Annotated in this window: 10 protein-coding genes and 2 tRNA genes; 7 read left to right on the top strand and 5 right to left on the bottom strand. The window is 71.5% G+C overall.

Annotated elements, in window-relative coordinates:
- The first annotated feature begins 166 nt into the window (after positions 1-166).
- On the top strand, positions 167-967 hold the full coding sequence (locus RT054_RS13170; protein WP_313024307.1) for a zinc ribbon domain-containing protein: 801 nt from the start codon (positions 167-169) through the stop codon (positions 965-967).
- On the opposite strand, the gene RT054_RS13165 is transcribed toward RT054_RS13170, so the two are convergent.
- Positions 960-1035: transfer RNA gene (locus tag RT054_RS13165), tRNA-His, on the bottom strand. The genes RT054_RS13170 and RT054_RS13165 overlap by 8 nt on opposite strands.
- Positions 1036-1178: 143 nt before the next feature.
- Positions 1179-1808 (bottom strand): oligoribonuclease, encoded by a 630-nt coding sequence (gene orn / locus RT054_RS13160; protein ID WP_312719074.1) that lies wholly within the window; start codon positions 1806-1808, stop codon positions 1179-1181.
- A gap of 99 nt (positions 1809-1907) precedes the next feature.
- On the opposite strand from orn, the gene RT054_RS13155 reads away from it, so the two are divergent.
- From RT054_RS13155 to RT054_RS13145, 3 genes are all read left to right on the top strand, one after another.
- Positions 1908-3101 carry a PrsW family intramembrane metalloprotease gene (locus RT054_RS13155; protein WP_312719073.1) on the top strand — a complete coding sequence of 398 codons (1194 nt, stop codon included), beginning with the start codon at positions 1908-1910 and terminating at the stop codon, positions 3099-3101.
- A gap of 67 nt (positions 3102-3168) precedes the next feature.
- Entirely contained in the window at positions 3169-7095 is a 3927-nt protein-coding gene (locus RT054_RS13150; protein ID WP_313024302.1) for a Pls/PosA family non-ribosomal peptide synthetase, read from the top strand.
- Complete coding sequence (locus RT054_RS13145; RefSeq protein WP_313024299.1) at positions 7088-8473, top strand: M1 family metallopeptidase; 1386 nt, start codon at positions 7088-7090, stop codon at positions 8471-8473. Before RT054_RS13150 ends, RT054_RS13145 begins: the two co-directional genes overlap by 8 nt.
- Positions 8474-8536: 63 nt before the next feature.
- Here RT054_RS13145 and RT054_RS13140 read toward each other — a convergent pair whose 3' ends face one another.
- Together RT054_RS13140 and phaZ are read right to left on the bottom strand one after the other, a co-directional pair.
- Entirely contained in the window at positions 8537-9334 is a 798-nt protein-coding gene (locus tag RT054_RS13140) for a 4'-phosphopantetheinyl transferase superfamily protein (protein ID WP_313024295.1), read from the bottom strand.
- Positions 9335-9450: 116 nt separating this feature from the next.
- Positions 9451-10842: a polyhydroxyalkanoate depolymerase gene (gene phaZ / locus RT054_RS13135; protein WP_313024292.1), complete on the bottom strand. Its 1392-nt coding sequence runs from the start codon at positions 10840-10842 to the stop codon at positions 9451-9453.
- A 274-nt stretch (positions 10843-11116) separates the two neighbouring features.
- On the opposite strand from phaZ, the gene RT054_RS13130 reads away from it, so the two are divergent.
- The 3 genes from RT054_RS13130 (at position 11117) to RT054_RS13120 (ending at position 12395) form a co-directional block, all read left to right on the top strand.
- Positions 11117-11190: transfer RNA gene (locus RT054_RS13130), tRNA-Arg, on the top strand.
- A 476-nt stretch (positions 11191-11666) separates the two neighbouring features.
- Positions 11667-11849 carry a hypothetical protein gene (locus tag RT054_RS13125; protein WP_313024290.1) on the top strand — a complete coding sequence of 61 codons (183 nt, stop codon included), beginning with the start codon at positions 11667-11669 and terminating at the stop codon, positions 11847-11849.
- A 12-nt stretch (positions 11850-11861) separates the two neighbouring features.
- The gene (locus RT054_RS13120; RefSeq protein WP_313024288.1) at positions 11862-12395 is read left to right on the top strand and encodes a hypothetical protein; all 534 of its coding nucleotides are present in this window, start codon (positions 11862-11864) and stop codon (positions 12393-12395) included.
- Between the two features lie 259 nt (positions 12396-12654).
- Here the strand turns inward: RT054_RS13120 and RT054_RS13115 are convergent, their stop codons facing one another.
- Positions 12655-12912, bottom strand: coding sequence for a hypothetical protein (locus RT054_RS13115; RefSeq protein WP_313024285.1), 258 nt, complete (start codon positions 12910-12912; stop codon positions 12655-12657).
- Between the last annotated feature and the right edge of the window lie 466 nt (positions 12913-13378).

Raw genomic sequence — 13378 nt, 5'->3', positions numbered from 1 at the left:
CGCTTCCCCAGCACGATGCTGGATTCAGCGTGTCCAAGATCAGGGGTCAAGCCCCCAGTCCGCCCTCGGACGATTGACCCCCGTCGAATACGAAGCAATCATGACCACGCCAGCCACTCAGGCTGCGTGACCCAACCTGTCACCCGATCGTGCAGCAGTCCCGACCGTGCTCGGCACGCACCGCTCGGCTGCGGATGCGACGCAAGTCCATGAGCACTACTTGAAGGGGACGGTGTTCTGCGGGCAGTGCGGGTCGCGGTTGCTGGTGTGCAACGCGAAGAGCAGTCAGGGCACGATCTACCCGTACTTCGTCTGCGCCAGCCGTCACGGTGGCAGAGGTACCTGCACCCGGCAGGCGATGCTGATCGAGCAGGTCGAACGACTCGTCGAGCGCTTCTACGTCAAGGTGCAGATCGACCCAGAAACGATCGAGGCGGTCTCGGGGATGATTCATGCCAGGTTCGACGAGATGATGGCCGAAGGAGCCGCCGAGCTCGCCGACCTCGCGTCCCGGAGAACCCAGCTCGAAGGCGAGCAGCAGAAGCTGCTCCAAGCCCACTACGCCGGGGCGATCCCGCTCGACCTCCTCAAGAGGGAGCAGGACCGGATCACCGCGTCGTTGGAGACCATCGAGCACCGGATCACCGCGCACCACGGCCACTACGCCGCTGCGCGAGAGAACCTCGACGACTCCCTGAAGCTGTTGTCCAACGCCGCCGACATCTACGAGCACGCCGACGACGCGAACCGGCGGCTCATCAATCAGGCGCTGTTCAAGGCGATCTACATCGACGAGGACAACGACGTGCGCGTCGGCTACCGGAACCCGTACGACGGGCTGAGCATCCCTGGCCTCCATGCCGACGCCCTGAGCTGGGCCGCCGAAGCGAAGAAAATGGGCCAGGTGGGAACCGCGACCAAGGGCGGACCCTTGGTCGCAAGTTCACACCTGACCCGTTTGGGGTGAGTGACGGGACTTGAACCCGCGGCCACCTGGACCACAACCAGGTGCTCTACCAGCTGAGCTACACCCACCATGGTGCGCGATCGAGGACGGGGATCCGGTCTGGACTCCCGGCGAGCGGCGCGGCGACCATCGTACCTGCTTTCCGGAGTGCTCGTGACCATCGCCTCCGGGGGCTGCCGTCGGGCGGGTCCGGTCCGGCCCGGCGCGGCGGTCACATCTTCGTGCGCAGCTCCTCGTGCCGGGCGCCGAGCTCCTTCGCCGTGGCCGAGTCGGGGCCGGGTTGGGGGACGAAGACCGCGTCGCGGTAGTAGCGGAGTTCGACGAGCGAGTCCTTGATGTCGGCGAGCGCGCGGTGGCCACCGTTCTTGCGGGGCGAGTGGTGGAAGGCCCTTGGGTACCAGCGACGCGCAAGTTCCTTGATCGACGAGACGTCGATGTTCCGGTGGTGCAGGTAGCCCGCGAGCTCCGGCATGTCGCGGGCGAGGAAGGAACGGTCCGTGCCGACCGAGTTGCCACCGAGGGGCGACTTCCCGGCCGCCGGCGCGTGCTCGCGCACGTAGGCGAGCACGGTGGCCTCCGCCTCCTCCATCGTGACCCCGTCCTCGAGCAGCGGCAGCAGGCCACTGTCCGTGTGCATGGCGCGGACGAAGTCGCCCATCTGCGCCAGCGCCTCCGCGGGCGGTCGGACGACGACGTCGATGCCCTCGCCGAGCGGGGTGAGCTCGTAATCGGTGACGAGGGCGGCGACCTCGATGAGCGCGTCGTGCTCGAGGTCGAGTCCGGTCATCTCGCAGTCGATCCAGATGATGCGGTCCTGGGAGGAATCAGTGGTCTTTGACACGCCCGCCACTCTAGGCCGCACGTGCGTGCATGCCCGACGGCACCGGCGGGTGTCGGCGTGGTCCCATAGTCTTCGCGAGCGACGCCGACAGGAGATCCGATGACTGCGATGACCACGCCACCACCCCCGCCGTGGCGCCACGTGCCGCCGAGCGGTTACGTCCCGGCGGCGGGTCCGTCGAACGCGACCCACCGCCCCGCGCTGCGGCGCTGGTTCGCCGTCGGCATCGTCCTGCTCCTTGCGCTGCTCGGGGCGGCCCTGCTCGCCTGGGCCATCGGCGCCACCGTCGGCGTCCAGGCCGCCCTGCGGGCGACCATCGTCGCGCTCATCCCGCTCACGGTCGTCGTGCCCGCGTTCCTGTGGCTCGATCGCCAGGAGGCCGAGCCGATCACGTCACTGGTCCTCGCGTTCCTCTGGGGCAGCTGCATCGCGACGGCTCTCTCGTTGCTGCTCAACGAGCTCTTCGCCGGGCTCGTCTGGGCGCTGGGCTTCGACCCCCAGGTGGTCGCGCCCGTCGTGGGTGCCCCCCTCATCGAGGAGACGACCAAGGGCCTCGGGATCCTCGTCATCCTCGCGCTCCGCCGCCGGGAGTTCGACGGCGTCCTCGACGGGATCGTGTACGCCGGCATCATCGCGGCGGGGTTCGCCTTCGGTGAGAACATCCTCTATCTGGGCCGGGCCATCGTCGAGGGTGGTCCGGAGGCGCTCGCGGTCACGTTCGTGCTGCGGGCGGTGTTCTCCCCGTTCGCCCACCCCCTGTTCACGATCTGGATCGGCGTCGGGATCGGCCTCGCGGTCGTCGGACGCACCCCGCTGCGCTTCCTCGCCCCCGTCGCGGGCTGGGTCTTCGCGATGGTGCTCCACGGATTCTGGAACGGCGCCGCATCACTGGGACTGGCCGGTTGGGTGGGCTCGTACCTCTTCATCCAGATGCCGGTGTTCCTGGGTGCTCTCGTCTTCGCCGTGTGGCTTCGCTACCGGGAGAACGCCCTCGTCGCCCGCTACCTCGTCGGCTACGCCCAGGCCGGACTGTTCGGTCGCGACGAGGTGGCCATGCTCGCCACGCCCAAGGGCCGCCGCGCCGGGCGGCGCTGGGCGGGAGAGGTCGGCGGTCGCCGGGGCAGGCGCGCCATGCGCGACTTCCAGGACGACGCCGTCGAGCTGGCCTTCCTCCGCGCCCGTCACGACCGGGGCCGTGCCGGGCCGGGCGTCGCACAGGAGGAGCGTGTGCTCGTCGACTCGTTGCTCCGCGCACGCCAGGAGTTCACCGGGACCGCCCTGCCGCGCCGCTGACATCCGCGCCGCTACCATCGTCGAGATTCCCCCACAGCCGGAGCGCTACTGCTCGAAAGGGTGCTGAATGCCCTCCTCCCTGCCGTCCGACGTGGAGAACCCTCCCCTGAGGCGCAGCTCGCTCGCACCCCCGCCGAGGACGCTCGTCGACGTGTTGCGGGAGGTCGTCGCGCAGCATCCCGAGCAACCGGCGATCGACACCGACGACGGGGTGCTCACCTACCGACAGCTGTGGGAGTCCGCCGGCGAGGTCGCGTTCTCGTTGCGCCGGGCCGGGGTGCGCACGGGCGACCGGGTCGGGATCCGCATGACGACGGGGGGCGCCGCCCTCCACGTCTCGATCGTCGGCATCCTGCGGGCGGGCGCCGCCTACGTGCCCGTCGACGCCGACGATCCGGAGGAACGTGCCACCCTCGTCTTCGGCGAGGCCGGGGTCGCGGCCGTCCTCACCGACGCGGGCGTGGCTCCGCGCGGCGAGGTGCCGGGCGACGGCGGCGAGGACGTCGAGTTCGAGCCCGATCGCTGGGAGCCCGCGCTCACCGACGATGCCTGGATCATCTTCACGTCGGGATCCACGGGCACCCCCAAGGGCGTCGCCGTCACCCACCGCAGCGCCGCGGCGTTCGTCGACGCCGAGGCCCGCCTGTTCCTCCAGGAGGCCCCACTCGGACCCGGCGACCGCGTCCTCGCCGGTCTGTCGGTCGCCTTCGACGCCTCGTGCGAGGAGATGTGGCTCGCCTGGCGTCACGGCGCCGCGCTCGTGCCCGCGCCCCGCTCGCTCGTGCGCTCGGGGGTCGACCTCGCCCCGTGGCTCGAACGGCGCGGCGTCACCGTCGTGTCCACCGTGCCGACCCTCGCCTCGCTGTGGCCGCAGGAGTGCCTCGCCGGGGTCCGTCTGCTCATCTTCGGCGGCGAGGGGCTGCCCGCCGACCTCTCCGCCCGGCTCGTCTCGCCCGAACGCGAGGTGTGGAACACCTACGGTCCCACCGAGGCCACGGTCGTCGCGTGCGCCGCCCGGATGACGGGGGAGGAGCCCGTCCGCATCGGCCTGCCGCTCGACGGGTGGGACCTCGCCGTCGTCGACGCGGACGGTCACGAGGTCGAGGACGGGCAGACCGGCGAACTCGTCATCGGGGGTGTCGGCCTCGCGCGCTACCTCGACCCCGAGAAGGACGCCGCCACCTACGCCCCGATGCTCGGGTGGGACCGCGCCTACCGCAGCGGCGACCTCGTCGTCCGCGACGACGACGGGCTCGTGTTCGCCGGGCGCGCCGACGACCAGGTCAAGGTCGGCGGCCGGCGCATCGAACTCGGTGAGATCGACGCCGCGCTCCAGAGCCTGCCCGGGGTCGCGATGGCGGCGGTCGCCGTGCGCGAGACCTCCCCGGGCGTCAGCGTGCTCGTCGGTTACCTCCTGCCCGAGAGCGGCGACGGCTACAGCGACGCCGACCTCGCCGACGCCCGCACCCGACTCGAGGACCGTCTCCCCGCGGCGATGGTGCCGCGGCTCGCCGTCGTCGACGACATGCCGACACGCACCTCGGGCAAGGTCGACCGGGACGCCCTGCCCTGGCCGCTGCCCGGCGAGGGCCCGGTCGGGGGCGGCAGCGACGGCCTCGAGGGTACGGCGGCGTGGCTGGCGCAGCAGTGGCAGGCCGTGCTCGGTGTCGACCCCGGCGCCGACGACGACTTCTTCACCCTCGGGGGCACGAGTCTCGCCGCCGCCCGGCTGGTGTCGCTGCTGCGGGCACGTTCGCCCCGGGTCACGGTCGCCGACCTCTACGACCACCCCCGGCTCGGCGCCCAGGCCGCGATGCTCGACAGCCGGCACGACGCTCCGGCGTCGCAGGCGGCCGTGTCCGACCCGCGGCCGGTGCCCTCCCCGGTGCCGATCGGCGCCCAGGTCACCCAGCTCGGAATCGACGTGGTCTGCGCGACGGTCCGCGCCGCGCGGTGGCTCGTCGTCGTGCTCACCCTCGCCACCGTTCTCCACGGCCTCGGCTGGGGCGCGATGCCGCGCACGTCGTGGGCGTTCCTCACGGTCGGCCTGCTCGTGGGATGGACTCCGGTCGGGCAGATCGGTCTCTCGGTACTCGTGAGCCGCGTGTGCCTGCGCGGGCTGCGGCCCGGCACCTACCCGCGCGCCGGTCGGGTGCACCTGTCCGTCTGGGGGTGTGAGAAGTTCGCCGAGAGCATCGGCGCGACCTCGATGATGAGCGCCCCCTGGATGCTCAACTACGCCCGGTGGCTCGGCGCCAGCGTGGGTCGCGGCGTCGACATGCATGCGGTCCCCCCGGTGACGGGCATGCTCACCCTCGGCGGCGGGGCCGCGATCGAGCCCGAGGTCGACCTCTCCGGGCACTGGGTCGAGGGCGAGGAGTTCCACGTCGGCCATGTCCGGGTCGCCTCCCACGCCTCGATCGGCGCGCGCAGCATCCTGCTGCCCGGTGCGTCGGTGGGCAAGGGGGCGGTCGTCTCGGCCGGATCGGCCGTCCACGGTCTCGTGCCCGCCGGCCAGGTGTGGGCCGGCTCACCCGCGTCCCCGTCCTCCGCGCGCAAGGTCGTGGGGGAGTGGCCCGACCACCGGCCCGTCCGTGCGCGGTGGTGGGTCGCGGTCTACGCCGTCACCGGGATCCTCCTGTCCTTCCTGCCGATCATCGGGTTCCTCCCGGCGCTGTGGCTGCTCCTGCGTCCGTCGCGGGACGTCGACGTCCTCGGCAGCGCCCTCCCCGCCACCCTCGCCCTCACCCCGCTCGCGACCATCGTCGGGATGCTCGGGTTCGCCCTCGTCGTCCTCGTCGTCGTGCGGCTGTGCGCGATCGGCGTCCGTGAAGGGCATCACGCGGTGCGCAGCCGCGTGGGGTGGCAGATCTGGATCACCGAACGCACCCTCGACATGGCGCGCACGCTGCTCTTCCCGATCTACGCGAGCCAGCTCACGCCGGGGTGGCTCCGCGCGCTCGGCGCCGACGTGGGGCGCGGGGTCGAGGCCTCGACGGTGCTCCTCCTGCCGTGCATGACGAAGATCGGCGACGGCGCGTTCCTCGCCGACGACACCCTCGTCGCGTCCTACGACCTGCGCGGTGGCTGGATGCGTGTCGGTCGTGCCCGCGTCGGCAAGCGCGCCTTCCTCGGCAACTCCGGGATGGCCGCGGCCGGTCGCAAGGTCCCCAAGGACGGGCTCGTCGCCGTCCTGTCGGCCGCCCCGCACAAGTCGAAGTCGGGCACCTCGTGGCTCGGCAGCCCACCGGTGAAGCTCCGGCGCATCGCCACCGAGAGCGTCGACGAACGCACGTACTCGCCCACGCCGATCCTGCGTGTCTACCGCGGGCTCGTCGAGGTCTGCCGCCTCGTGCCGGTGGTCTGCAGCGTCGCGCTCGGGGTGCTCGTCGCCTACGCCTTCGTCGCGCTCGCCGCGTTCGGCCTGCCCGCCGCTCTCCTGCTCGGGGGTGTCGTCGTCCTGGGCGCGGGCGCGATCGCCGCCGTCGTCACGAGCCTGGCCAAATGGCTCATCATCCGACGGATCGCGGTGTCCGAGCACCCGCTGTGGAGCGCGTTCGTGTGGCTCAACGAACTCTCCGACACGTTCGTCGAGATGCTCGCGGGCCCGTGGTTCGCCTGGGCCGCCACCGGGTCCCCGACGATCACCGTCTGGTTGCGCAGCCTCGGCGCTCGCATCGGTCGAGGCGTGTGGTGCGAGACGTACTGGCTCCCCGAGGCCGACCTCGTGCGCCTCGCCGACGGCGCGAGCGTCGGGCGCGGCTGCGTCGTCCAGACCCATCTCTTCCATGACCGGGTGATGAGCCTCGACACCGTGACCCTCGGTGTCGGTGCCACCCTGGGGCCGAACAGCGTCGTCCTCCCGGCGGCGCAGATCGGCACCGGTGCCTCGGTCGGGCCCGCGTCTCTCGTCCTGAGGGGGGAGGACGTCCCGGACGGGACCCGGTGGGTCGGCAACCCCATCGCGCCGTGGGACAGTGACGACCATGCCTGACCTGTCCCTGCCCGGCCCCCTCGACCGTCTCGCCGCCGCCCTCACCCCAGGGCCGGCGGACTACGTCTCCGATCAGGGCAGCGACGTCTACGACGTCACCCACTACGACCTCGATCTCGACTACACGGTGCGGACGAACCGTCTCGTCGCCACGGCGCGCATCACCGTCGTCCTGCGCGAGGCGGCCAAGCAGCTCGACTTCGACCTCGACGGGCTCACCGTCTCGGACGTGCGCGTCGACGGGGAGTCCGTGCGCCGGTGGCGCACGCGCGGCGCCAAGCTCATCGTCCCGCTGCCCGGCGAGACCGGGGCGCGGCGTCGGTTGCAGGTGGTCGTCTCCTACGGTGGCCGGCCAGGTCCCCGGACGGGTCCGTGGGGTGAGGTCGGGTTCGAGGAGCTCACCGACGGCGCCCTCGTCGCGGCCCAACCCGACGGCGCGCCCACGTGGTTCCCCTGCAACGACCGGCCCTCCTCCCGCGCCACCTACCGCATCTCGGTGACGACGGAGTCGGCCTACACCGTCGTCGCCAACGGTGAGCTCGTGTCGCAGCGACGCTCCTCGAGCCGCACGACCACCGTCTTCGACAACCCCACCCCCACGGCGCCGTACCTCGCGACGATCCAGGTGGGGCGGTACGGCGCGGTCGAGCCCGAGGGTCTCGCCCGCGGTGACGTGCCGCAGCGGATCTACGTCCCCGACCGGCTGCGTCGCCGCGCGGCCCACGACTTCGGCCGGCAGACCGAGATGATGCGGTTGTTCGTCGACCGATTCGGTCCCTACCCGTTCTCGCGCTACGACGTCGTCGTCACCGACGACTCGCTCGAGATCCCGCTCGAGGCCCAGACCGTGTCGATCTTCGGCGCCAACCACGTCGACGGCCGTCGGCACAGCGAACGTCTCGTCGCGCACGAACTCGCCCACCAGTGGTTCGGCAACGCGGTCGGGCTCGCGCGGTGGCGCGACATCTGGCTCAACGAGGGCTTCGCCTGCTACTCGGAGTGGGTGTGGTGGGACCACCTCGGCTCGCGTCGGCTGCGCGCCACGGCGGAACGCCACCACGCCGCCCTGCGGGACGAGCCCCAGGACATCCGCGTCGCCGACCCCGGAGCGGAGCGGATGTTCGACGACCGCGTCTACAAGCGCGGTGCCCTCGCCCTGCACGCCGTCTCCTGCGCCGTGGGCCCCGAGGCGTTCGACGCGATCGTCCGCTCATGGGTGGCTCGGCACCTCGACACCGTGGTCACGACCGACGACTTCCGCGCCCACCTCGCCGCGGCCCAGCCGGGCCTCGAGGACGTCCTGTCACCGTGGATCGACGAGGAGGACCTGCCCGACCTGCCGCCGACGCCGCCCGCTCCGCGACGACGCCGGTCCTGAGGAGGGCCCCCCTCGCTCCCGGCCCGGCCCGAGACCGGCTCGGGTGTCGCGGCGTCGCCTGGGTCAGTCGTGGTTGCGCCCGCCCGGCACCGCCTGCACCGAGACGGCGTCGGGGGTGTCGACCTCGTGCAGGTGGACCCGGAGTTCCACGTCGCCGGCGACGGCGACGGCGGCGGCGTAGCGTCCGCGCACGGGCAGATCGGCCATCGAGACGGTGGGGCGGGGGATGTCGTCGTCGGTCCAGTCCAGCAGGGCGGCCGGGCGGTCGGGCGCCGAGACGCGCAGGTGACGAGCATCGACGCGTAGTCCGTGCCCGGTGGCCTTGAGGACGGCCTCCTTGCGGCACCACCACACCGCGCGCGCGACCTCACGCTCGGACACGTCGAACTCGAGCAGCTCCCGGGCCTCCTCGGAGGTCAGGGCGACGCTGGCGAACCCGGCGAAACTCGTCGCGTCCCAGCGTTCGACATCGACGCCGACCGCGTGGTGGGGGGAGAGGGCGAGCACGATGCGCCCGTCGGTGTGGGAGAGGTTGACGTGGGGTGTGCCCGGGTCCGCGGCCAACGTGCCGTCCTCACCGGGTTCGACCCCCGGCGGGAGGAGCCGGGGCTTGCCGTGCGGGCCGCGGCACAGGACGCACCTCCGGTGGAAGCGTTGCGCGCTCTCGGGGATGCCGGTGTGCTGCGCGAGGGCGTAGCGGAGCAGGGCGTGTGCGCTGACGTACCGGGCGTGATCGCGCGGGCGGCGCAGCGTGGCGAGGGAGGTCCGTTCGTCGTCGTCGAGGAGATGAACGGACTCCGGCGCGAAGGTGGGTCGCGCGGAGTACACGTGCACCTCGGCAACTCGACGCGGCTCGTTCACGTCCACAACCCTAGTGGCCGAGGGTGGGGGTGACACGAATCACGTGGGTCCGTCCGGTGGACGGACCCACGTGATCTCTCGCGAACGGCAGGGCGTCAGCCGGTGAGATGCCTGTCTCAGCCCTCGTACGGCGCGATGGGGATGTGCGGGTACTGCGGCGGGCTGTAGTTCTCGGTGGCGTAGGCGTGGATCTTGCCGAGGACCCGCGGTGCGATGTCGCCACGCCAGTGACCGCCGGCGAAGACGCCGTAGTGTCCGGCGCCCTCCTGCTCGTAGAACGACACGTCGTCCGAGCCGGTGAACTTCGCGAGGAAGTCACGGGTCTGGCCGGGCGCCGAGATGTCGTCGTTCGAGCCCTCGATGCCGATGATCGGGCACGTGATCGCCTCGGGTCGCACCAGCCGACCGCCGTACTCCATCGTGCCCGCGGCGAGCTGCTTCTCGATGAACACCCGCTTGACGGTGTCGGCGTAGAACTCGGCGGTGAGGTCGGCGACGGCGAAGTACTCCCGGTAGAAGCGCTCGATGCGCTCGATCTCGGGGTGGGTGTCGTCGGCGACCTGGTAGCGGTACAGGTCGCGGTGGGAGGAGAAGTGGTTCTGCGGGTTCATGGCGATGAACGACATGAGCTGCACGTAGCCCGGGTAGACCCGGCGACCGTTGGGGGCGCGGGCGATGAAGGTCTGCAGATAGGTCGGCAGATGCATGCGGTCGGCGAGCTCGGTGACGTCGGTGGGCGCCGCCGCGGGGTCGAGCGGACCGGCCATGACCGTGAGCGTCGCCGGCTGCGTCGCGGGGTCGTCCTCGGCGAGGCGGGAGATCGCCATGACCGAGGGCACCGTGGACTGACAGATCGCGAGGACGTTCGTCCTCGGCCCGAGCATGGTGACGAAGTGACGGACGTCGTCGGCGTACGTGTCGAGGTCGAACGTGCCCTCCTCGGGGGCGACCTCGCGGGCGCTGATCCAGTCGGTGATGTAGACCTCGGCCTCGGGGAGGAGGCGTTCCACGGTGGGTCGGAGCAGGGTCGCGTAGTGGCCCGACTGAGGGGCGATGAGCAGGACGATCGGGTCCTTGCGGTCGGTGTCCCGGTCGAAGTGGATGAGGTTGCAGAACGGCCGCGCCTCGACGATGCGCTCGGTGACGGCGACCTCCTTGCCGTCGATGCGCGTCGTGTCGAGGCCGAACTCCGGCTTCGTGTACTCGCGGGTGAGCTGGTCCATGAGCGAGACGTTCGCGTCGGCGATCCGCCCGAGCCAGCTGGAGAACTGCTGTACCGGCAACGGCTGGCCGTAGAGGCGCCCGAGGTCGCGCTGGACCCGCAGCCAGTCCCGCTGGAGGCCCACCCCCACCGAGGCGAACGACATCATCAACGTGCCGATGTAGTGGGTGGGCTCGAGCCACGGGTTGTACGGGCCCGAGTAGCGGTCCGTGGCGCCCCAGAGCGTGGCGGATGCGTCGCGCGTGAGACCCAGGCCCTCGCCTGCTGTGCGGTCGGTGGTGGTCATCGCAGTGCTCCTCGGTGCTGAGTCCGATACCCCTTCGTATCGGCCGGAGACGGCCCCGCCCAACGGAACTCGGCCGAGAGTTCTGCCACGGCCGGGTGAGCTCTGAAGCGGCTGGGTGGAGGTCCACCGGATGCTTCATGGTGCACCCGCCGCGCCCTGACGCAAGCGAAAGGTCGCTGTGATGCTCGACCGTTGCGGTGAACGGCGCTCTTGGGCCGTCCACCGTGACGTCACCGGCCGTTCCTCCGTCCCCGGTTAGACTGCGAGACGCGTTGCCCCCGTAGCTCAGCTGGATAGAGCAAGAGCCTTCTAATCTCTAGGTCGCAGGTTCGAGTCCTGCCGGGGGCGCAATCCGTTGGCAGCATCTACGCAGGTCAGGCGCCCATCACGGGCGCGGAGGGCCCCACGTGGATCGCGCGTCATCGCGCCCAAACGTGTGGTGGACGTGGACACGAGATGGATCCGACCTGCACGTGTGCCCCGGCCCCGGATGCTGGTGGACACGGGATGGACACGGCGGTCACGACGAAAGCGCCCCCCGCCTCGAGGTGAGGCAGGGGCCGCTCGTGGTCCAGCGGCAGGGGGAGTCAGGTGCGGTGGCCGCCCACAGGATCTGTGCGGCGACGATGCGGTGCGCACGTGATCAGGAGGCGGTGGCGCGGGTGCTGCGTGAGGTGGGGTGGCCGCGAGATGCATCCGGCTCCCGCGCCAGGACCTTGGTCCCTCGGGTTCGAACCTGGACGAGCGATCATCCACGCCTCAGGCAGGGGCCCCGGCACCTGCGGTCACAGGCCGGTGGCGTGGCCGACCACGAGGGAGCCGACATGAATCACCGTACCGTCGTGGCGTTCCTCGAGGCCGGCACGATCGCATCCCTGCTCAGCGGGTGCGGAGGGCAGACCGACGCGCCGTCACAGGCGACCCCGACGACGAGCCCGACCCGCTACGAGAGCGTGGCCGCACTCAAGGACGCCGCCGTCGCGGCCGGGCACCCCTGCCCCAACTGAGAGCAGGACAACGTGGTCGACGGCGCCAAGGAGTCGGGCACCTGCAGCGATGCGGACGTGTTCATGCTCTTCGACGATCCCAACGATCTCGAGCGGAAGGCGACCTTCCTCACGGAGTTCGGTTCGAACTTCCTGCTCGGGGAGAACTGGCTCATCAACACGAAGGACCCGGCGGCCTTGCAGGCGGCCCTCGGTGGCGCCGCCCGCACCGCTTCCCCGACGCCCACGCCCACGACCGCGGCCGCGGCCACCGAGGCCGTACCGAACCTGACCCCCGACGACATCCAGCTCGAGGTGTTCGTGACGGAGAAGAAGTGCTTCGGCTCCGCCGGGTGCAACGTCAGCTACGAGATCAAGCCCACGGTGTCGTCCATGCCCACCATGCCGATCCGCATCACCTACACCGTCGAGGGCCTGGAGGATGAGCAGATCGACTCGGCGACCTTGACCCCTGAGGGCAGGATGAACTACGAGCCGGGCAGCGGGCAGACCAAGTCCTCGAAGGCGAAGCTCACCGCGAAGGTGACCGATGTGCGTCCTGCGTGAGACGTGAGGCCTCAGGACGCGTGGACCACGCGCTAGAGCTGTCGGCGCACCGTCGAGTCGACGAGACACCGCCGTCTCTGGGCGCACACCGCCTGCCGGAGGTGCATCCGCGGAGCGCCGGCGGCATCCCCGTGTTGGCGGTGCCTCGCGGCCCCTGCCCGTACCGGGTGACCGGTCGACCGAGGCCGGTCACCTGCGTCGGTGCCGCAGTGGCGGCGAGCGGGTCGCGCGTTCGGCGCGGCGCGAGGCGTGGGCGGGGTCAGCCCTTGAGGAAGCCCGCGCTGCGGAGGAGTTGCTCGGCGTAGGCGTCGCAGGAGCCGGTGCGCAGGTAGCGCGCGCGCTCGGCGAAGAGCCAGGCCTGGGGATCGGTGCGGCGCAGGATGCCGACGACGGCGTGTCCCTGTCGAGCCGCGGCGTCGATGACGAGGTCGCCCGTGCCGATCGGATGCGCACCGGGACCGGAGCGCTCCTCGATGCGCGCTGCGTCGGTGGGCCGGTGGCTGGTGAGGGTGCTCATGGTGGTCCTTGAGTGGTCCGGATGCCGTCCTGGCGGTGCCCTGCGTGCGGGCCGTCCTGATGCCTTCCGATCGGATCCGCCGGCCTCGACGTGAGCGTTCCGCGCCGGGAGGTCTCGATGTGGTCTCGGCGTGGCGGACCGACGGTGTCGTCCCACGCCCACGCCGGCGCCCGCAGGTCTGCGCCCGCACCCGCCCGCTCCGCACCCGCCGGGTGACGGGTCCGGGCCGCCTGGACACCTCCGGCGGGAGCGCATCCATGCCGGTCACCGCCCTCCCGGCCCGCCCGTCGAGGGGCGAGGTCGGTCCCCGCGCCGGTACCGTGGTGGAGCCACAGAGAAAGGGCGGACGGTGACCGACGACTACACGCACGACGCGACGTCCCCGCAGCACGACGGCCCCGGGGTCGACCGGGCCGCGCCGAGCACCGGCGGACGCGACGCCGACCCCGCCGACCGGGTGGGAGTC

It is taken from the genome of Mobilicoccus sp., from assembly GCF_032060985.1.
GTDB lineage: Bacteria > Actinomycetota > Actinomycetes > Actinomycetales > Dermatophilaceae > Mobilicoccus.
Note: the sequence above shows the minus strand (reverse complement) of the source record. Positions and strands in the feature narration are given on the sequence as shown.

Bases quoted from the DNA above. Each gene is read 5' to 3' on its own strand.
- RT054_RS13150 (WP_313024302.1), top strand. From the start codon at position 3,169: ATGCCCTCCTCCCTGCCGTCCGACGTGGAGAACCCTCCCCTGAGGCGC.
- RT054_RS13155 (WP_312719073.1), top strand. From the start codon at position 1,908: ATGACTGCGATGACCACGCCACCACCCCCGCCGTGGCGCCACGTGCCG.
- RT054_RS13145 (WP_313024299.1), top strand. From the start codon at position 7,088: ATGCCTGACCTGTCCCTGCCCGGCCCCCTCGACCGTCTCGCCGCCGCC.
- phaZ (WP_313024292.1), bottom strand. From the start codon at position 10,842: ATGACCACCACCGACCGCACAGCAGGCGAGGGCCTGGGTCTCACGCGC.
- RT054_RS13115 (WP_313024285.1), bottom strand. From the start codon at position 12,912: ATGAGCACCCTCACCAGCCACCGGCCCACCGACGCAGCGCGCATCGAG.
- RT054_RS13125 (WP_313024290.1), top strand. From the start codon at position 11,667: ATGAATCACCGTACCGTCGTGGCGTTCCTCGAGGCCGGCACGATCGCA.